Here is an 18,354-nt window from a genome sequence, read left to right as displayed (position 1 = left end):
TCTATCCTAGATACATATTTTTATGTTTTCACATACTATTGTTTTTGAAATAATGATTTAAGGGGGATTAATTCCCCCTTAGATATTAATACTTCGAATTTTATTTATTTTGGAATGCGTAAATTTCCGAAAATCCACTCTCAGCTAATCCCTTGTAACACGCTCTAAACATTTTGTACACGTCATTATACCGTGCGACATTTTCCGGAATTGGTTCATAAATATCCTTCACATGTACCATATCTTCTGCTGCTTCATGAAGATTGCTGAATACGCCAGCGCCAACCGCACCAATCATCGCTGCACCAAGTGCTGTCGCTTCTGGTACATCTGCTGTTTCCACTCTGCAACCATAAATATCTGCCTGCATTTGATTCCACAGCTTTGAGCGTGCAGCTCCACCCGTGATACGAAGTATTTTGAATTCCGCAAAACCAGCATCTTTTAAAGCCGCTAGCATTTCTTTCATTTCAAAACAAATTCCCTCCATAGCAGCTCTCAAAATTTCAGCTTTTGTCGTACCTAATGTCATACCGACCAACGCACCACGCGCTTCATCATTATAATTGGGACAATTTGCTCCCGCCAACCAAGGTAAAAAAATAGTTCCTTTTGATCCAATCGGAGCCTTAAAAGCAATTGCAGTCATAATATCGTAGATATCGATATCAGAGATCTCTGACACTGTCATTTCAAACTGAGAGATTGCATTTCTTAACCATCTAAATGATGAAGCTGCCGCAGAAGCATGCCCTTCCATGGTGTAACCACCTGCTGGATGTCCTAATACATGACATTTTCCATTTGGATCTCTTACCGGTGTTTTAGAATAACCAATACATAATCCAGCTGTTCCCAAACATACCGATCCAAGTCCAGGTGTTCCCGAATTTCCAACCCCTGCTGCACCACATTGTTGGTCACCTGAACCCACAAATAGTGGTGTTCCAACAACAAGTCCGGTTTTTTCTGCAACTTCTTCTGTGACGGCACCAATTGGTGTGCCAGCTTTCATATTTAGAGGGTATTTATTAATATCCATTCCAAAAATATCACATAGCTCTTGATCAAATTCAAAGGTATCACAATTTGTCACCAACCACCAATTCGCATCATCTTCTTCATCATACCAATCATCCGCACCAAAGGCGTGAGCAAGCATCGCATGAGGTGTCACCATTTTCCAGGTTTTTTCATATAATTCTGGCATATTGATTCTAAACCAAAATGCTTTTGTTCCACATTCTACTGAGCCTAATGGATGCCCACACCGATTATATAGATCCATTTCAGTCATTCCATATTTTTCAAGCTGTGCTCTCGCCCAAGGAAAAATTTCAGCACCCCGTTGATCTTGCCAAATAAACATGTTATGTAAGAAATTCCCATCTTTATCAATTGGCGCCCAAGTTGTTCTTTGATTGGTAAAGCTGATTGAAATGATTTCAGAAGCATCGACATTGTTTTTAGATAAAGCGGCTGCTACTGATTTATATGCCAAAGCAATCACATCATTAGCATCTTGTTCAACCCATCCAGGTTTTGGATAAAATGTTGGGGTTTCAAAATAAGCACTTGAAACTTCATTTCCTTTTAAATCAAAAACTACACAACGCACTCCCATTGTTCCTGCATCAATACCAACTACATAGTTACCCATGACTTTTTCTCCTCATCATTAATATTTTCTGACAATACTTTTATTTAGCATCCAGTTTTTAAGTTCTTTTGGGTTAAAATGTCAACACATGTTGCGAATGAATCCATCTTCTTTTTCGTTCGTCGCATTTGTTATAACTTAAAACTAAATAAGCAAATTTCTACTTAATATAATTATTGTACACCTCATAAATAATCGTTTACATTTCTTTGGAAAAAATGAGCAGCTCCTATTTTGGAACCACTCTTGTCATGCTTTATTCAGAGCATTTTTTTTTATTCCAGCGAGACGATTATTTAATTTCAATGCCTTTTGCAAATCTTTCAAAAACTTCTAACGCGTCAACAATTTTTTTAGCAGAGCGTGTACCGATAATATCTACCCCAGCGGCAATACACATTAATGCAATATTCGCAGTCCAAAACTGACCTGTTCCAGCAACTTTTAATTTGCAGCGACCTTTGCAGGTTTTTACAAGGAGGTCTATGATTTCCATATCAGGGCCGCCAAATCGACCAGTTGAGGTTTTTACAAAATCCCCGCCACCTTCAATAACACACTCACAAGCGGTTACAATTTCCTCAGGTGTTAAATAGCATACTTCAATGATAAATCTTGTTTCCCGACCATTTACTGCTGCAACACAAGCTTTGACTTCTTTTAATAAATGATCTTTATTGCCACTTTTTAAATGACCATAATCTATCACAAAATCAACAATTTCTACACCATGCTCAATCGCCACTTTTGCCTGATTTACTTTGTCTTCAATCGATCCGGTTCCAAAAGGGTAGTCAATAACAACACAAGCTTTAACATCGGTACCTTTTAATTGTTTTGCAACTCTTTCAAGATAGTTAGGATTTACACAAACAGAATTCGTGTTGTAATCCAAGGAGATTTTTACCAATTCATCAATTTCCTGGGTTGTCGCAAATGGATTAAGCAATGAACCATCAATCATTTTTGCTAAGGACGCTTTGTTAATTTCTTTACCGTTTAATACTAACATCTTTTTCTCCTTTTATTTTAAATTAGCCTGAGTGTCGAATAACCTCTCGACTTTTTAACAATTCCTATTGCAGAATATCTTAAAAACAAGTAGTTTATAAGTAAAATTTGCTCTTAATCTTTCCACAATTTTAGTATAGCACCTTATCAAAACTGAGTAAAACAACGGTTATTTGTAACCCATTACAATCAATTTTAAAGATTGTAAAAAAAATATCAAAAATTGACAGCCTATGCTCAATTTGATATGATGTAATCATGAAATCCTTTTCTTTCTGGTATATAAAGAGTGTTTTCGATGATTGTTCTAAACTATATTAATTTGCGATTTTATTGTGAATAAGTCAATACTACTTTTGCCCACTACATTTTTGAATAGGAGTATAATTTTGGATATCAAAAGTCTTGAATTCTTTGTGCGACTATGCAAGGATAATAACGTTTCTGTTGCAGCTGAGAATTTATTCATTTCCCAGCAAGGATTGAGTCGAATGATCAAACGAATGGAAAATGAACTTGGTGTAAAACTATTTAGACGTAGCAATCGCGGTGTTACTCCGACGGTTGAGGGAAAACTTCTTTGGGAACATGCAGAAAAAATTTTAAGCGAATATCACAATGTAACCGACTCCATAAACTTGAATAATAGCTTAATCCATGGCAGCTTAAATGTTGTATTAGAGCTTGGTTGCCTTCCTCTTTTATCGTTATCTCCATTTTTACGCTTTATTGAAGAATACCCCAATGTTGACCTCCGGTTTGGCGAACATCGTGAGACTATTTGTCAATCCCAGCTTTCTGATGGCACTGCTGATGTTTTTTTTGCTGTAAAATCGGTTGATAGTGAGAAATTTGATGTTGCGCCATTCTATCCCCTAAATTCGATTGTCTATGTCCCTAAAAACCATGTACTTGCAAAAAAAAGTTTCATTACTGTTGACGACCTCCGAGATACAAAACTCGTCTTATGTGGCTCCACCAATTACTATACCGTGGTTAAAGATTGTGTTGAGGCTAATTTTGTTCCAAACATAGTCGTTTGCTCGACTGACATCAATATAACCATGCAATGTGTTCAATCTGGTCTAGGCGTAAGTCCTTTTATCCTTGGAATGAATAAAGCACTCCCAAGTTCAGAAGATATTATTGTCCAACCATATCGATGTCAAAACATACCGCAAATCCATATTTTAACAAAAAAAAATACCCCCCTTTCTTTGAGTGCCCAAAAATTTCGCGATTACTTTTTTCGATATTTTGAAACTCGCACGCACATAGTCATCTAATGACACATTTACGTGAATTCCAATTTCAAACTTATTAACCCACAGTCACCGACCACCACTCCAAGTGGTGGTTTGATATTAAACCCTATAAGGGCTGATTACTCACTCACCTAAAGGTGGGTATCGCAAGCTTAGTTACCATCTTCCCTCTAAAAAGATTCTACCTCGTTTTTTCTTTCTTTACTTCTTCTTGTTGTTCTTGGATATATCTTTTCATTGCTTCCTCAGTGATATTTCCAACTGTTGATACATAGTATCCTCTCACCCAAAACGATCAGTTCCATTTACTTCCCTGTTCGGGATGTTTATAAAAATCATAAGCGCACTCTTTCTTTTTAAATATCCCATGAATTCAGATACACAGAGTTTTGGTGGTATGCTTAAACATAAGTGCATATGATCTACACATACCGCACCTTCAATTAGTCACTTACTACCCAAAATGATAGTAAGTATCCATTATAATTTAAAAGGAATCCCTAATGACCGAAAAAAACATTTCTGAACCAATTTATAAAAATAATGACAGCTGCCGATCCAGATAGGATACCTGTTTGGCTTCTTTGATAACATCTTCTGACATGGCATTGCCAATTAAAAAAGGCGAACTTGGATCGTGGTTTTTCATGTTGTACTTAACCGTTTGGTCATCGTGATTGGCATAACAGTATCGACAACCATGACCACAGGTATTGTAAACCCCGATATCGCTGCCCAGCAGACAGTCACAGCCTGTCCGACTATTATGACGGTTTTTGGGTACTTTCAAACTGACTCCGATAGCGCGCTCCAACACAGCCTTTGTCATACAGCCGTAACAGTCAACCCCATAGGGTTCCAGCTCCGTTCCTTCACAACAGGTCCGCAGCGTCATCTTATTTTTCCCGGCGATAGCGGCAAAAGTCTGTCCGATTTGAATGCGTTCTGCTGCCGTGACCGCCTGAACACCATTAAAATTACGCCGGGTTTTTTTATAAAGATCGATAAAGCTAATCACCGCCTGATCAGTATAGCCGCTGAGGCTGGCGGCCATTTGCTCAAAGCTTTCCAAATGGAATTCCATCGGATATTGTTCCGAAATAAAAATCGGATCATAGCGCCAACCCACGGCCCGAATCCCCACCGCCTCGGACAGTCGTTTAAAGGACTCAATGACCTGGACCTTGTCCGGCACATGGGGTTCAATGTCCCGGCCATAGGGGGTAATAGTCACAAACCAGAACTGTTTAAAAATACTGATTTCCGCCAGCCGGTCAAGCATCGGAGCCGGATTTTTGGTGCAGAAAGCCAGACAATCGACCACCTCCGGGCTCAAGCGGTATCGGATGACCTGCTGGGGATAATAGGGATTGCGAACCATGACATCACCTGCCCGGATACGATTATAAAACCACGCGTTATAAAATGCCGGAATATCGGTGCGATTGCCGGTGTTTAAAATCATCTTGCCGATCCTTCCCGATATACCACCAGCCCAAAATACGTCACCTTATCTGCACCGTTGTTGTACTTCATTCCCAGATCTCGACTCAGTTGGACTACATCAATTCCTGCTGCTTCCAGAGATGGAATCGCCTCATCTGGGAACCGGCATGGCTCATCATCAAGAATGGCGCATTTTTCACAGATTCCACAGGTTCCCGCTGTAAAAAAAACACCATTCTGATGATCTGCTTTTGCCTTCCTGTTAATTTCCTGAATGATTTCCCGAAAGGCAACTCCAGCCGCTACCATCCCTTTATAATCACTGCGTGACTTGATCGGATAGGCTTTCGAAAAGACCAATCCGTGATCATACTGTTTAATCATCTGGCGATAATGATCCAGATTTCCCACTGCCGGTGGACACATGTGATTCTTACCATAAAATCCGCAATAATTATCGGCACAACGATCACGCACCTCCTGGGTGATCTGAATGTCTTTGATATCCTTAAGTTCTGCGATCTCAGTAAATTCTCCCTGTTTTAGATAATCTTTCATTCGTGTTTCCTCCTATTTGAGCCTGCTCTTTAGCCATATCCAGCTTTGACTATTAGTTCTCATTACAATTGTAGGTGGCTTGCGGTTGCAAGAAGCAATAACCTATTTTAGCATCAGGATCGTGTAACAACAAGTTTAAATCGTTAATCGGTTGGTTCGTTTATCTGTTTGACGACTTCATCGATCACAATCGCTCCGACAATTTTGCTTCCTTTTTCTGCTCAACACTTTCGTCTTGCAAAGGTTTTGATCTCTTAACATATTGTAAGTTGGCTGGATTGAGTTGGCTATGATATAATTTCTAGAGAAAACGCTTAGACTAATGGTAAAGAAGAAAACCGAAGACAAAATGTTGTTGGATGAAATGATAAACGAAATGAAAAAAACTGAAACCTTGGAGGAATAAACAATGAAAATTTTAAAAACAAATCTGTTACCAAAACGCCTTAAACTCATTTTTAATACCGGTTCTAGAGCAAAATGAAGGGTAAAAATCCGGATAAGCCCGTAAGAGGCAAAGGCACTAAAAAAACCAGAAAAGTCCCCTTGCCGGTGGTTAAAATTCACGACGTATGGCAAAAATTCATCACTGGAATGCATCGAATTCCACCTATTTATTGGTTAATTATGGTAGCCCTTGTCTTTTTTTCGTTTCTTTTGTTCATTCCTGATTACGTATGGATCGTTTTTTTAGGGACCGTAAAAAACCAAAAATCTCTGATTATCCTGGTACTGATTTTTAGTTTAACAGCCATTTCACTTGTATGGTCAATTGGTCAGCGTGTTGATGTCTGGGTTTTTACCTATTTTAATATGCATGGACACCGAACCGTCTGGCTTGATTGGATCATGCTTTTTTTTACACAGATTGGCAATGGCCTTTTTGCAATGAGTGTTGCCATTATTTTATATTTTTCAGGGCGTCATTTCCTTGCGTATGCCTTTGCACTAGGTACCTTATCATTGTGGTTAGTGGTTGAATCAATAAAAGTGCTTATCCATCGTACCCGACCATATAAAAAGATTGAAAACAGTCGCATTGTCGGGTCCCAAGCCAGAGGCAGTTCTTTTCCAAGCGGACATACCAGTCAGGCCTTCTTTATGGCAACTTTTCTATTACCCTATGATCACACCAATTTTTTTATCTGGTTGGCTATCTATCTGATGGCATCGTTTGTTGGGATCACGCGTATTTATGTCGGCATGCACTACCCACGGGATGTCCTCGGAGGCGCAATGCTCGGGACAACATGGGGAATTTTAAGCGTAATTCTTACTAATTCATTTTGACATTTAACACAGGAGCTGCTGCAGGTCTTGGTTAATAATTGTGACGCGCTGTTGATATAATTTTTTTAACTGAGTGGAAAAGAGTATTTACTTATCAACTGAGAGCATACTAGGAAGGAAATAAAAAATGATCTCGTTTTAATGGCCACGACTAAAGGACCTCGACAACAGGATTGCCGAGGTTTTTGTTGCTAAAGCGATGGGACTCGCTTTAACCACGATCTGGCAGGGATCTCATCAAAGTATTCTAAACTTCGTTGTTTGAAAGCCCTCTTTCCGGGCATATAGTTAATTAGAAACATTCCAATCATCTGCTATAAAGAGAGGTTTTTATGGATACGCCAGTTTTAAACGTTACAAACCTATCCAAAAGCATTAAGAAGAAAGAAATTATTAAAGACATCAGTTTTCAGCTTAATAAGAGTGAAGTCTTAGGCTTTTTAGGACCCAATGGTGCCGGCAAATCGACAACGTTAAGAATGCTAGTCGGCTTGTCGCGGCCCAGCAGTGGGACCATTTCAATCTGTGGGCATTCGATTCGTGATGATTATGTCGATGCGATGTCACATGTGGGCTGCATCATTGAGGGCCCTGATCTGTACGAGTATCTAAGCGGCTATAAAAACTTGGAACTCTTGGGCGCCATGTCAAAGCAGGTTACCAAGGCCGCGATTGATGATGCCATCGCACTGGTAGGTATGGAAAAGCGCATCCATGATAAGGTGAGTATTTATTCGATGGGCATGAAACAACGGATCGGTTTAGCTCAGGCCCTGATTCATCAACCTGATTTACTGATTCTTGATGAACCTACCAACGGCCTTGATCCTCAGGGTATCCATGAATTTCGCGAAATTGTCAAATCTCTGGCTAAAGATAAAGGGATTTCAGTCCTTATTTCTTCACACTTAATCAGTGAAGTCCAATTGATGTGTGACCGAGTCTGTATTATCAATCAGGGGATGATTGTTCGGGACGGCACAGTGTCAGAAATGTTATCGACCGGTGAAATCGTATGGGTTTTAAACAATCCCGCCCAGGGGCAAAAAATCCTCAGTGAGCAGTTTAAGCTGGAATCCCGAATCACGGTTCAAAACGAGCTAATTGCCGCCATCGATCTGGAAATACTGCCTAAAATCAATGCTATCCTGATCGCCTCCGGCCTGGAACTGCAAACAGTCGCGGCTAAAAATACGACCTTAGAAGAACTCTTCCTCAGCCTAACCAACCATAAAGCCATTCAATAGAAAGGATAAAATCATGCTAAACCTCATTCGCAATGAAGTCACCAAGCTGTTGTTTAAGAAAAAACTGATTCTGATTATCGGCTTGCTGATGATTTTCATTACCCTGCTTTCCTATGGCCAGCAATATACCTATGAGAAAAATATTGACCGCTTCAATAATTTCTCAGACACTGGCAATTACGATTGGAAAAGCCTGGCCAACCAGCAACTTGAGGATCTTGAAAAGCGCCTTGATAGCCCCTATATTCCCGAGGACGGCATTGCCTCCATTGAAATTGAGATCAAGCAACTGCGTTATTTTATCGATAATGATATTAACCCGATTACTCCCAGCGCCGCTAAGTTCAGCGTCGATTTTGTCGAACAGAGCATCTCACTGCTGATTCCCCTGATCATCGTGATCCTCGCAGCCGATCTGGTCTCTGGTGAATTTTCAACCGGAACCATCAAGGTTTTGTTAACCCGGGCGGTACCGCGGTGGAAAATTTTGCTGAGCAAATTGATTGCACTACTTTTGATGACCACCTTGGTAGTCTTAATCATGGGGCTGCTGGCAATTCTGATATCCTATCTTTTCTTTGGACAATGGGGCTTTGATGAACCCGTTGCCACTGGCTTTCGCTTAATCGATGGGCAATTAAACGCCGATGCGGTGATTCTGGTCAGCCGCTTTGAATATACTTTACTCATTTATTCGCTGACCTGGTATGTTGCGATTGTAATTGCTGCACTGACCCTATTGATTTCGATTATCGTTGATAATACGGTCTCGGCCATTGGAGTATTGATGGCGGCCTTGATTGGCGGACAATTTTTGCAGTTTTTTCTGTCAGACTGGCCGATCGTCAAGTTCTTCTTTGTCTCTAATCTGGACCTCACCCGATATTTAACCGGCTCCTACCAGCCGATTCCGGGAATGAGTCTGAATTTCTCAGTCATCACCCTGGGCTTATGGGGCATACTCGCACTGGTGATTGGGTTTCAGATTTTTAATCGCAAAGATGTGCTGGTTTAAAAGGAGGCAATCATGATCAAAAAAATATGGCCCCTGATCTTATTCGCATCAATCATCCTGATGTTTGTATTTCTGACGGGATTAATCATTTCGATCACCATCACCAATGGCGGCGAAAAAAAACAGGAAACACTTCCCGAAGCCACTGAGCCCATTCAAACTGAACCGTCTAGCACAAATAAAGCCATCTTAGTTCTTGGGGATTCGATCGGATTCGGAGTCGGTGATGATCCGGATATGGGACTGGGTAAACGCTATGCCGCGCTAATCGATCCTGAAAAAAACATGGAAGTCGTGAATCTATCGGTCTCTGGGGCCATCAGCTCGGAACTGGCTGCGCTTGTGGCCGCACCCGAAAATGCCCCGTATATTGCAGCAGCCGACCTGATTATTATCTCCATTGGCGGCAATGATCTGAGTCGCCTCCAATCTGAGGATGCCCGCTCTTTGGAAGTGATCTTTCAGGAGACCTTTAACGCCTATAAAGAAAATCTTGAAACAACCCTCAGCCGCATTCGTGCGCTTAATCCAGAAGTACAAATCGCCCTGGTCGGTTTATATAATCCTTATCCCGAACAAGATCCACGGACATCTCAAAAATTTTTTGAATGGAATTATAAAACACAACTTATGGCCGATGCCGATTTAAAAACGGCCTACATCCCTACCGATGACGCATTTAAGTATCATCTGGATACCTACCTGGCGGCCGATCGGTTTCACCCCAGCAATATTGGCTATCAGGTGATTGCCGAAGCGCTAGATCGCGTTTTAAATGGCATTGATTGACTAAAGTCACTGTTATCAAAAGCCCTTGATCTAACCATTTAAAAAACACATTAAGTAAATCGCTAAATAAAGGACTCCCGGCCGGGACGATTTTAAAAAATCCGCTTGTCTTCACTGTCTTTGGGAGTCGCTGCTTTGATGCTCAAGTATTTGGGGCTCACGTAAAACCAGGCGTACTGAAGAATCTGCTGGGTTGCCTCGTTTCTGATCAGCTCCGTGATTTCAAAAATTGGCTCATTTTCTGACAAGCAGAGTTTTTCACGGACTTCTTCCGAAGGCATCACAACCGTAATATCCAAAGATTTATCCAAAACAAAGGCCAGCTTTTCCTCCACCGGCTTCATGTAATTGGCAAATTTCAGCATATCTTCAATTACCGGCTGATGGTGGACGTAAGGCAAATAAATGATTTCCATGGCGATTTCCTTATCATCAGAATAAAGAATCCGCTTAACCTCCACCGCCTTCTGATTGTCTTCCAGATTCAGAATCCGAGCAATCTGTCTGACTGGACGAATCACCTTAACTGAAATCAGTTTGACGTTATCAATCTGGATGTTGAGGCCGTCATATTTGTTGAACTTGAACCGAAAAATATCCACCTCCGGCTTACAGACAAAATTTCCCTTGCCGGGCACCGAATAAATATATCCCTCATTGGACAACAGGGACAGGCTTTTGCGGATAGTCATCCGGCTGGCCGAATATTCCTGCATTAAAGCGGTCTCAGAATTCAGCATATCGCCGGGTTTGAGTTGGCTTTTTAAGATCTTGTCTTTTAAACTCGTCACGATTGCCAAATATAAAACATCACTCATTTATCCAACTCCCCCTTTTTCTTTTTCAGGTAAACCTCGCAATACTGAATGCCTTCATAGAAATTATTGGTCATGAAATCAATCTGGGGGATTTTGATATAATCCTGATTGACCACTGCTCCTCCCAACAGAAAACGACAGTTTTTCAGCAAATTTTCCGTTTCCAGCGTGTTACCCAGCTCCTGCAGATAAGGAATGGAATTGGTCATAACGCAGCTGACCGCAATGATGTCCGGCTGATGCAGTCTGACGGCTTCCACGAATTTTGACACCTTTACGTCTACTCCCAAATCAATGACACAGATACCCCGATTTTCCAGCGCATCGATCATCAAATCCTTGCCAATGTCGTGGATATCGTCAAAAATGGTTCCGAAAAGGACGGTACCAAGAGGCTTTTCTGCGGAACGACTTCCCTGTTCCAGATTGGCAGCGGCGAAAATATTTTTAGCAATCATTCCCGATACAATCAGATCAGCAATATAGCATTCGCCACTTTCATATTTTTTCCCAATTTTTGCCAGGCCTTCCATCACCAGATCATAGAGATCCTGAACGTCGATGCCCTGCCCAATTAGATTATCGGCCAGCTCTTCAGCCTCATCCAGCTTTAGGTCGGCAATCAGTTCAATCAGTTTTTCCTTCATTTCTCCTCCTCAGCGCTAACGTACAGATCTGTACTTTCGATTATAACACACATGCTTTTTTGGACCTACCTGCTTTTCTATTAACTGAACCAGTCCAGCCCTTTTTCCAAATCTCAGAAAAAGGGCTGAAGAAACCAGTATGTTTTTTAGTAAACGCTCTTATTTTTTGACGAATCCAATTTTGGCCCCAGTGGTGTACTTCCGGCAAAAGCGATCTTTCCCCAGCAACAGCTCCGTTGCTTTCAGTGACTCAATCAACGGTACATTTTCCGGATTGACCACTGCCGAATCCATGCCGGCTGCTACGGCCAGCGTCAGAAAGGTGCGGTTGACCAACGCCCGGTTAGGCAGCCCAAAAGAAATGTTGCTCAGTCCGCCGGTGATATGAGCTTCCGGGTAGGTGCTGCGAATCGACCGGATCGATTCAAAGGCAATCAGTCCAGCCTGTTGATCGGTTGCCACCGCCATGATCAACGGATCCACATAGACCTGATCATCGGCAATACCGGCTGTCCGAGTTGCTATAAAAATCCGTTCCAATACCGTCATCCGTTCCGCTACGGTTTTAGGCATACCCGACTGGGACTCATCCAAAGCCAGAGCAATAACCTGGCAGTCCCGCTCCTTAATAAAGGGAATAAAGCTTTCCAGACGCAGGGGATCACCATTGATCGAGTTGATCATTGGCGATGCTTTAGCAGCATGGATGGCAGCTCTGATAACATCAGGGGTGGAGCTGTCAATACAGATGGGAATATCGGTAACTGCTTGTACCACTTCCAATAGCCATAGCATATCATCTTTTTCCCGGGAGGGATCAGTGCCAGCGTTGATATCCAGATAGTCAGCCCCGGCGTTGGCCTGATCCAATGCGGTTTTTTTGATGAAGTCAGCATCCCGGCCCAGTATCGCTTCCTGAATGGCTTTGCGGGTGCCGTTTATTTTTTCTCCGATAAATATCATTATAGCTCCTGTTCTACTTCCAGTCGTTGGCAGCCTGGAACATGGCCACCATATTCTCAAATTTCGTGTTGGCGGGTGCATCACATCCGGCTGTGATAAACAGTCCTGTCGGGCCGATATCATCAATCAGATTGTTAACATAATCTTTCACTTCCTGTGTTGTCCCGGTTGCCAGCAAGGGTGATGGTACATCACCCATAATCGCGACATGTTCTCCCAAAACCTTTCTTGCTTTTCTCAGATCAGTCATGCCATCTGTATTAATGATCGATTTCTTGGCCGGCATTTCAAGAAAACGCTCAATGTCGCGATCCCAACACTGATCAAGATGAAAGGTAGCAATATGATTGTTTTCAACCAGCGCCATAGCCATACTTTTCATTCCCGGCCAAACAAGGCGATTCCAAATTTTGGGGGATACCAGGGCACTGGCCCCACGCCATCCACCAACCCAGGCACCATTGCCATATTGGGGGTTCAAGGTTGCTAACATCCCCGCAATCGAACCAGGCAACATCACATCAATTGCTTTTTCAATCTTATCCGGGACTTTATAACAATCCATAAAGAACTGCGACATCGATCGCCCGCCACACAAAACTTCAAACGGCGGACTGGCAAAGGCACTATTCACTGCCGGATAATTACTGTCGATAAATAACTCAGCATTTTTCTGTCCGTTCTTCTGTTGATAAGCCATGGTTTCCTGAAATTCATCCATATCCACCAACTGCGGTAAAATTCGATTAAAAACTACATCAAAGCCCTGTTTTATTATCACGTCATAATCTTCCCGACTCAGAATGTCGGTTTCTACAACTTGCCATAATGAATCATCCGGTAATTCTCTACCCGGCATTTTTATTTTTGACAACCATGCCATTGGCAGACTATGATCAGACCGCATCCCGTTAACCCCTACATTTATACAATCCACTGACGTAATGGTATTGATTTCATTGATATAATCCAAGGTAGTTTTGATGTTAATATCGGGATTCATTGCAAAATCCTTCATTTTTACACCCATATGGGCTGCCGGAGCCGCTTGTCCCATATAACAGGTGGTCACTTTTTTATTTTCAAAATTAACCGTGTCCTTAATTTTCTGGCATCTTTCTTCGTATAATTGGCTAGCCATCTTATAGCATCTCCTTACATAATTTGACTGCCGACTGGGCGTCATCCCCTACGGCATCGGCACCGGTATATCTGACAACCGATTCATCCGTCGGTCCGCCACCAATGATAATTTTCACCTGGTCTCTTAGTCCCGCTGCTTCAACCGCTTTAACGGTATTCAGGATCGAGTCATAACAGGTGGTCAGTAAGCAGGACAGTGCCAGAACAGGTGCCCCGGATTCTTTCAGAGCATCCACAAAGGCCTCAGGCTTAGCATCCACACCGACATCGATGACATCAAACCCACCGGATTTAAGCATGATATAAATCAGGTCTTTGCCAATATCATGGATGTCGCCTTCAACCGTACCCAGTACCACTTTTCCCAGAACATCTCCGGTTTTTCCAGCCAGATGAGGTTCCAGCATTTCGCCCACTTCCTTGAACATTTCGCCGGACATCATCAGGTCGGATACAAAATAATCTCCGGCACTAAACATTTCCCCAACTTTGACCATCCCGGCTTCGCCTTCTTTGAGGATCGCAACCGGATCCGTACCATTGTCCAATTCCTTCTGCACTGCTTCCATCAGCTCGTCCATTTCCAGACTCGCCAGTAATTCACTGATTTTTGCCATTTTACATTCCTCCAATTTTTTTACTTTTTTTGCAGAGGAGCATCGCCATCAATATTAACAAATCAATTATTTTTCTAAAAAAATGAAATTTCTGTTATCATTTCTTCGGATCTGTGCTAAAATTCTGATGAGATCTCCTTAAACCTTCCTCAAGTACTATAGGGCCCGCAATGCCTGTACTAGGAACCTAAGGAGTCTTTTCTTTTTTTGTCATCTGCTGTTCGTTCCTCCTTTTTCTACTTAATGGATTCTTTATAATACCGATACATATCGGCTATTATCACTAATCGTGATGATCGCAAGATTCGTTTGAGTCTTGATGATGACCATGACAAACTGGACAAGGCTTATCTGATTGATGGCTAAGGGACTCATCATCCAGAGCTTCCCGATAATCGGTCATCAACTCAAAAACACTGCAAGTTCGTGCCAGGGCCATGTGAAAAAACTGAAGATTCTTATTTTTATCGATGCCGGATACAATGCCATTAAAAGTCAGGCGACCTTCCCGAATGTTTCCGCCAGTACTATGACTTTCACAGTTTATCGGCTTATCCTGACTGACACAGCTGAGTTTGATAAACCCATCATCAGCCAGTTCAATCAACCCTTTAATATGCCCAATAACATATTTTTCGGTCTTACTCAGCTGTTCGAGATAGCTTTGGATAAAAAAACAGCCGATTTCCTGCCACTTTTCATTGGGAATAGGCAGCCGTGATGACAGGGTGGTTTCAATTGCCAGGGTTTCAAATGTATTCTGATACATAGTCGCTTCTCCATATTCTTTTATTTAAACTGCTACTAACTCAATCGTGTTTGAGCATCTCATTGATCTGATTTTCGCTCAACTCATTCACGTTTATTTTTAATAACGGAACCGTTTGGTTATATTTCCCGATGATCATATCTGATTTTTCCAATTCCCCCGGACTAGCCACATCGATTTTATTGATCACCACGACATCCGCCAGAGGAATGGACGTAGCCAGATAGGGTTCCAACACCGCTTCGAACATGTCTACCCGGGTGGAATCCAGGGTAAACACATTTCTGATTTTTTCTTTGCGAAAGCCACTATGTTCAAGCGGTGGATAGATGGCTGATGGATCCGCTGCCCCGGAAGGCTCAATAAGAATATAATCCAGCTGAAAATCTGTCATCAACTGAGTGATGGTTTCCTCCAGACTCATTGCCAAAGTGCAACAGATGCAACCGCCAAAAATTTCCCAGACATCATAGCCCATTTTTTTCATCTGAAGATTATCTATCCCAATCTCCCCCACTTCGTTAACAATGATGGCGCAACGTTTGTCTTTTTCTGCCAAATATTTGGCACTCTCCAACAACAGAGAGGTTTTTCCTGAACCGAGAAATCCAGTGAACAGGATTAATTTTGGATCGTTCATGTTCTGTCTCCAATCTAACTTATACGTACAAGTATGTATGGATAAAATATATACCTGTGAAAACGTTTTGTCAAGTCAATAATAATTTATTTTTGATATTTTACGAATATTCTCATCCAATAAACCCATTTAGTTAATGATTAGCATAAAAAAGACGTATCTCATAAATGAAATACGTCTTTTGCATTAATTTCCTGTGACTGGGTAGGTCACTGTCCATTTTTAGATCAGCCTGCCTAATCAACGACCCAATCAGAAACAGCGTGGCAAATTGCCTACATAATCGAGTCCATCGCCAGGGCTGGATGGTTTTTAGTTTCTAGGAATTCCAAAACGGCTTCCGAGTCGGTGGCAATGGTTTCGTCGCAGACCATATTAGTAAAGTTTTCGATGCCGGTCATTTCGAAGACGGCTTTGTTTAGTCGTTCGGCCACATCGTCTTTTAATTCTTTTGGCATCCAGACAATTCGCGATAAGCCACCTTCAGCCGACATGAATTTTTTCGAACCAATCAGGAAACGGCCATGACCCATAAAGCCGGGGGTCTGCACGCCGCCGCCAGTCATTGATGCCAACTCGCCAAAGGTCATGCCAACCGGCGAGGTCTGGCTGAATTCACGATTAACGATGATGACGCCATTGGCTTCGGGCATGATTCCGCAGATACATTCAAAACAACCGCAGGAAGTCATTGGGTCTTCGAGGATCGAATAGAGGGTTACTTTTTCGACAGCTCCCTGAGACGCGGCATTAACCACCTCGTTGACGGAATCCCAGATGCCCAGTCGTTCATCCACGGCTTCACCTTTGATAATAGGCTGATTGGGTCCCAATGGATCCAGTTCTTTGGTGGCTTTGGCATCCAGCCAGGAGACGGCGCCACACAACCCCAACCGTTCCGGAGTGACGACGCAGACATGACTGGGGGCAAATGACTGACATAATAAACAGGTATAGAATTCATCAACGCTGGCATCGGTTAAGGCACTCATTCGGGCATCACGTTCGGCATAGATCGGTTTAACCATTTCTTCGCCCAGCCGTTTGACATCTTCCGCCTTAGTGTAGATGGTAATTTCGCATTTATCAACAACCTTTTCAAAGTCGGAACGCATTTTAGCATAGAGCACTTCACCGATGTGTTTTAAGCGGAACCCTTTTTCAAAGGCTTCTTTGGTTAAGCGGATCCAGGCAATGTTACGTTGGCCCACATGCATGGCACCATCGATGTAGTTGGTGAAGTAGTGGATGCGGCGCTCCAACACGGTTTCGAAATCTTTCTGCATCGCCTTACCGCCAACGGTCACGACAATTCCTAGTGGCAAACGAACCACGTCAGCTCCAGCAAACATCGCGTCATCAATATCCGGTCCGATCAGGGTGATTTTATGATCTTCCATTTCGGCTGGATCACCGCTGGTAACCAGTTCCCAACACTCGGTTTTGTTGCCGCCAAATTCGGCAAACATAGTATCTTTACGAACCCGTTCACCTTCAAAAGCGGAGGCTACGGAAACTGGGACATTGATTTTCGTGACTTTAATTTTAATTTCCCGGGCTTCTAACGAAAACTCGACGGTTTTGGCGTGGTCGGCCTGGGACATTAACGCGCCGGGTACTTCAGGTACCGGGACATCGGCGATAACCGGGAAGCCTAAAGCAATGGCACCAGCGCCAACCGAGACAATCACTTCGTTTAATTCACCGAAGGTATTAACAAAGGCCGGGACCCGCTCTTTGGTATAAGTTAAAAACTCTGGCAATTTACCTGGCTCGATGCCGCCAAAGATCAGCGCGGCCCGAATCGCAACGGAGACCACATGTATTACGGAGGTTACTTCATGGCCCAGAGGAATAACGCGATAGTCCAGTCCCATTTTCACACCTGCCTCTAAGGCCTGCTCGATGATATTACCAACCATAAAGGTCAGTAAGCCTTTTTCCTGATAATCTTTAACTATCGCAGCCAGAGCAGCAGGATCTGAGGATTCGCCTAACAGCACGGCAATCCCGGGAATATCGCCAGTTACCAGGGGCACACCCAAGGAGCGGATAATCGGATCGGCAACAAAACCGATTCCGGCATCATTTACGTAAGGGTCACAATCCAGATAACGGATCGCTTCAATAATTTCAGCGCCAACGGCAGTGGCCAGTCCAGCGTTTAAGGCGTCACCCAGGTCTTCTTTGTTGGTGATCAGACTTTTCAAAATCCCCACTGCCGCTGGTAAATCACCCAGGGTTTTAATTTTAACACCGGTGGCGGCGTAAATAATTGGTAAAAAATAAGCCGTATCCGGGTAGCCAACCGCATGACCTTCGCCATATTTTGCAATGGCATCATTAACAGCGCCTTCCGTTAATCCGGCAACCGCATTCGAACCAGCGTAAATTAAATCTGTCAAACTCATAGTTTTTCACTCTTCCTTTTCAAAGAAATTTTTTTTTAGTATTTATACATATCTAAATGTATAGC

General features: G+C 42.6%; 19 protein-coding genes. 5 read left to right on the top strand and 14 right to left on the bottom strand.

Annotation, left to right across the window (positions count from 1 at the left end; translation table 11 throughout):
- Positions 1 to 100 precede the first annotated feature (100 nt).
- Positions 101 to 1,660: an FGGY-family carbohydrate kinase gene (locus tag ACIZ62_RS06995; protein WP_414151567.1), complete on the bottom strand. Its 1,560-nt coding sequence runs from the start codon at positions 1,658 to 1,660 to the stop codon at positions 101 to 103.
- A 292-nt stretch (positions 1,661 to 1,952) separates the two neighbouring features.
- Positions 1,953 to 2,672 carry a deoxyribose-phosphate aldolase gene (gene deoC, locus ACIZ62_RS06990; RefSeq protein ID WP_414151566.1) on the bottom strand — a complete coding sequence of 240 codons (720 nt, stop codon included), beginning with the start codon at positions 2,670 to 2,672 and terminating at the stop codon, positions 1,953 to 1,955.
- 388 nt (positions 2,673 to 3,060) lie between these two features.
- On the opposite strand from deoC, the gene ACIZ62_RS06985 reads away from it, so the two are divergent.
- The gene (locus ACIZ62_RS06985) at positions 3,061 to 3,957 is read left to right on the top strand and encodes a LysR family transcriptional regulator (RefSeq protein WP_414151565.1); all 897 of its coding nucleotides are present in this window, start codon (positions 3,061 to 3,063) and stop codon (positions 3,955 to 3,957) included.
- Positions 3,958 to 4,117: 160 nt separating this feature from the next.
- Here ACIZ62_RS06985 and ACIZ62_RS06980 read toward each other — a convergent pair whose 3' ends face one another.
- The 4 genes from ACIZ62_RS06980 to ACIZ62_RS06965 form a co-directional block, all read right to left on the bottom strand.
- On the bottom strand, positions 4,118 to 4,222 hold the full coding sequence (locus ACIZ62_RS06980; RefSeq protein WP_414151564.1) for a hypothetical protein: 105 nt from the start codon (positions 4,220 to 4,222) through the stop codon (positions 4,118 to 4,120).
- The gene (locus tag ACIZ62_RS06975; protein WP_414151846.1) at positions 4,219 to 4,380 is read right to left on the bottom strand and encodes a transposase; all 162 of its coding nucleotides are present in this window, start codon (positions 4,378 to 4,380) and stop codon (positions 4,219 to 4,221) included. The genes ACIZ62_RS06980 and ACIZ62_RS06975 overlap by 4 nt, the downstream gene beginning before the upstream one ends.
- Positions 4,381 to 4,468: 88 nt before the next feature.
- Positions 4,469 to 5,401: a DUF1848 domain-containing protein gene (locus ACIZ62_RS06970; protein ID WP_111887363.1), complete on the bottom strand. Its 933-nt coding sequence runs from the start codon at positions 5,399 to 5,401 to the stop codon at positions 4,469 to 4,471.
- Positions 5,398 to 5,940, bottom strand: a complete 543-nt coding sequence (locus tag ACIZ62_RS06965; protein WP_111887364.1) for a DUF2284 domain-containing protein — start codon at positions 5,938 to 5,940, stop codon at positions 5,398 to 5,400. Before ACIZ62_RS06965 ends, ACIZ62_RS06970 begins: the two co-directional genes overlap by 4 nt.
- Before the next feature lie 480 nt (positions 5,941 to 6,420).
- Here ACIZ62_RS06965 and ACIZ62_RS06960 point away from each other — a divergent pair, with 480 nt between their 5' ends.
- The 4 genes from ACIZ62_RS06960 to ACIZ62_RS06945 all read left to right on the top strand — a co-directional run bounded on the left by ACIZ62_RS06960 (position 6,421) and on the right by ACIZ62_RS06945 (position 10,281).
- Positions 6,421 to 7,230, top strand: coding sequence for a phosphatase PAP2 family protein (locus tag ACIZ62_RS06960; RefSeq protein WP_111887365.1), 810 nt, complete (start codon positions 6,421 to 6,423; stop codon positions 7,228 to 7,230).
- A gap of 332 nt (positions 7,231 to 7,562) precedes the next feature.
- Positions 7,563 to 8,477: an ABC transporter ATP-binding protein gene (locus ACIZ62_RS06955; RefSeq protein WP_111887366.1), complete on the top strand. Its 915-nt coding sequence runs from the start codon at positions 7,563 to 7,565 to the stop codon at positions 8,475 to 8,477.
- A gap of 13 nt (positions 8,478 to 8,490) precedes the next feature.
- Positions 8,491 to 9,492 (top strand): ABC transporter permease, encoded by a 1,002-nt coding sequence (locus tag ACIZ62_RS06950; protein ID WP_414151563.1) that lies wholly within the window; start codon positions 8,491 to 8,493, stop codon positions 9,490 to 9,492.
- 12 nt (positions 9,493 to 9,504) lie between these two features.
- Positions 9,505 to 10,281, top strand: coding sequence for a GDSL-type esterase/lipase family protein (locus ACIZ62_RS06945; RefSeq protein WP_414151562.1), 777 nt, complete (start codon positions 9,505 to 9,507; stop codon positions 10,279 to 10,281).
- 92 nt (positions 10,282 to 10,373) lie between these two features.
- On the opposite strand, the gene ACIZ62_RS06940 is transcribed toward ACIZ62_RS06945, so the two are convergent.
- From ACIZ62_RS06940 to acsB, 8 genes are all read right to left on the bottom strand, one after another.
- Positions 10,374 to 11,099: a GntR family transcriptional regulator gene (locus ACIZ62_RS06940; RefSeq protein WP_414151561.1), complete on the bottom strand. Its 726-nt coding sequence runs from the start codon at positions 11,097 to 11,099 to the stop codon at positions 10,374 to 10,376.
- Positions 11,096 to 11,746 carry a B12-binding domain-containing protein gene (locus ACIZ62_RS06935; RefSeq protein ID WP_414151560.1) on the bottom strand — a complete coding sequence of 217 codons (651 nt, stop codon included), beginning with the start codon at positions 11,744 to 11,746 and terminating at the stop codon, positions 11,096 to 11,098. The genes ACIZ62_RS06940 and ACIZ62_RS06935 overlap by 4 nt, the downstream gene beginning before the upstream one ends.
- Positions 11,747 to 11,905: 159 nt before the next feature.
- Positions 11,906 to 12,709, bottom strand: coding sequence for a dihydropteroate synthase (locus ACIZ62_RS06930; protein ID WP_414151559.1), 804 nt, complete (start codon positions 12,707 to 12,709; stop codon positions 11,906 to 11,908).
- A gap of 13 nt (positions 12,710 to 12,722) precedes the next feature.
- Entirely contained in the window at positions 12,723 to 13,850 is a 1,128-nt protein-coding gene (locus ACIZ62_RS06925; RefSeq protein ID WP_414151558.1) for a uroporphyrinogen decarboxylase family protein, read from the bottom strand.
- Between the two features lies 1 nt (position 13,851).
- On the bottom strand, positions 13,852 to 14,469 hold the full coding sequence (locus ACIZ62_RS06920; RefSeq protein ID WP_414151557.1) for a B12-binding domain-containing protein: 618 nt from the start codon (positions 14,467 to 14,469) through the stop codon (positions 13,852 to 13,854).
- A 283-nt stretch (positions 14,470 to 14,752) separates the two neighbouring features.
- Positions 14,753 to 15,238, bottom strand: a complete 486-nt coding sequence (locus tag ACIZ62_RS06915) for a hypothetical protein (RefSeq protein WP_322518844.1) — start codon at positions 15,236 to 15,238, stop codon at positions 14,753 to 14,755.
- 40 nt (positions 15,239 to 15,278) lie between these two features.
- Positions 15,279 to 15,878 carry a CobW family GTP-binding protein gene (locus ACIZ62_RS06910; RefSeq protein ID WP_414151556.1) on the bottom strand — a complete coding sequence of 200 codons (600 nt, stop codon included), beginning with the start codon at positions 15,876 to 15,878 and terminating at the stop codon, positions 15,279 to 15,281.
- Positions 15,879 to 16,153: 275 nt separating this feature from the next.
- A complete protein-coding gene (acsB, locus tag ACIZ62_RS06905; RefSeq protein ID WP_414151555.1) occupies positions 16,154 to 18,289 on the bottom strand; it encodes an acetyl-CoA decarbonylase/synthase complex subunit alpha/beta in 2,136 nt (711 codons plus the stop codon).
- Between the last annotated feature and the right edge of the window lie 65 nt (positions 18,290 to 18,354).

Source organism: Acetobacterium carbinolicum, from assembly GCF_047456275.1.
In the GTDB taxonomy this organism is placed as follows: Bacteria; Bacillota; Clostridia; order Eubacteriales; family Eubacteriaceae; genus Acetobacterium; species Acetobacterium carbinolicum.
Note: the sequence above shows the minus strand (reverse complement) of the source record. Positions and strands in the feature narration are given on the sequence as shown.

Excerpts from the sequence above, each read along its gene's own strand:
- ACIZ62_RS06995 (WP_414151567.1), bottom strand. The coding sequence starts at position 1,660 with ATGGGTAACTATGTAGTTGGTATTGATGCAGGAACAATGGGAGTGCGT.
- deoC (WP_414151566.1), bottom strand. The coding sequence starts at position 2,672 with ATGTTAGTATTAAACGGTAAAGAAATTAACAAAGCGTCCTTAGCAAAA.
- ACIZ62_RS06970 (WP_111887363.1), bottom strand. The coding sequence starts at position 5,401 with ATGATTTTAAACACCGGCAATCGCACCGATATTCCGGCATTTTATAAC.
- ACIZ62_RS06965 (WP_111887364.1), bottom strand. The coding sequence starts at position 5,940 with ATGAAAGATTATCTAAAACAGGGAGAATTTACTGAGATCGCAGAACTT.
- ACIZ62_RS06960 (WP_111887365.1), top strand. The coding sequence starts at position 6,421 with ATGAAGGGTAAAAATCCGGATAAGCCCGTAAGAGGCAAAGGCACTAAA.
- ACIZ62_RS06955 (WP_111887366.1), top strand. The coding sequence starts at position 7,563 with ATGGATACGCCAGTTTTAAACGTTACAAACCTATCCAAAAGCATTAAG.
- ACIZ62_RS06950 (WP_414151563.1), top strand. The coding sequence starts at position 8,491 with ATGCTAAACCTCATTCGCAATGAAGTCACCAAGCTGTTGTTTAAGAAA.
- ACIZ62_RS06945 (WP_414151562.1), top strand. The coding sequence starts at position 9,505 with ATGATCAAAAAAATATGGCCCCTGATCTTATTCGCATCAATCATCCTG.
- ACIZ62_RS06940 (WP_414151561.1), bottom strand. The coding sequence starts at position 11,099 with ATGAGTGATGTTTTATATTTGGCAATCGTGACGAGTTTAAAAGACAAG.
- ACIZ62_RS06935 (WP_414151560.1), bottom strand. The coding sequence starts at position 11,746 with ATGAAGGAAAAACTGATTGAACTGATTGCCGACCTAAAGCTGGATGAG.
- ACIZ62_RS06930 (WP_414151559.1), bottom strand. The coding sequence starts at position 12,709 with ATGATATTTATCGGAGAAAAAATAAACGGCACCCGCAAAGCCATTCAG.
- ACIZ62_RS06925 (WP_414151558.1), bottom strand. The coding sequence starts at position 13,850 with ATGGCTAGCCAATTATACGAAGAAAGATGCCAGAAAATTAAGGACACG.
- ACIZ62_RS06920 (WP_414151557.1), bottom strand. The coding sequence starts at position 14,469 with ATGGCAAAAATCAGTGAATTACTGGCGAGTCTGGAAATGGACGAGCTG.
- ACIZ62_RS06915 (WP_322518844.1), bottom strand. The coding sequence starts at position 15,238 with ATGTATCAGAATACATTTGAAACCCTGGCAATTGAAACCACCCTGTCA.
- ACIZ62_RS06910 (WP_414151556.1), bottom strand. The coding sequence starts at position 15,878 with ATGAACGATCCAAAATTAATCCTGTTCACTGGATTTCTCGGTTCAGGA.
- acsB (WP_414151555.1), bottom strand. The coding sequence starts at position 18,289 with ATGAGTTTGACAGATTTAATTTACGCTGGTTCGAATGCGGTTGCCGGA.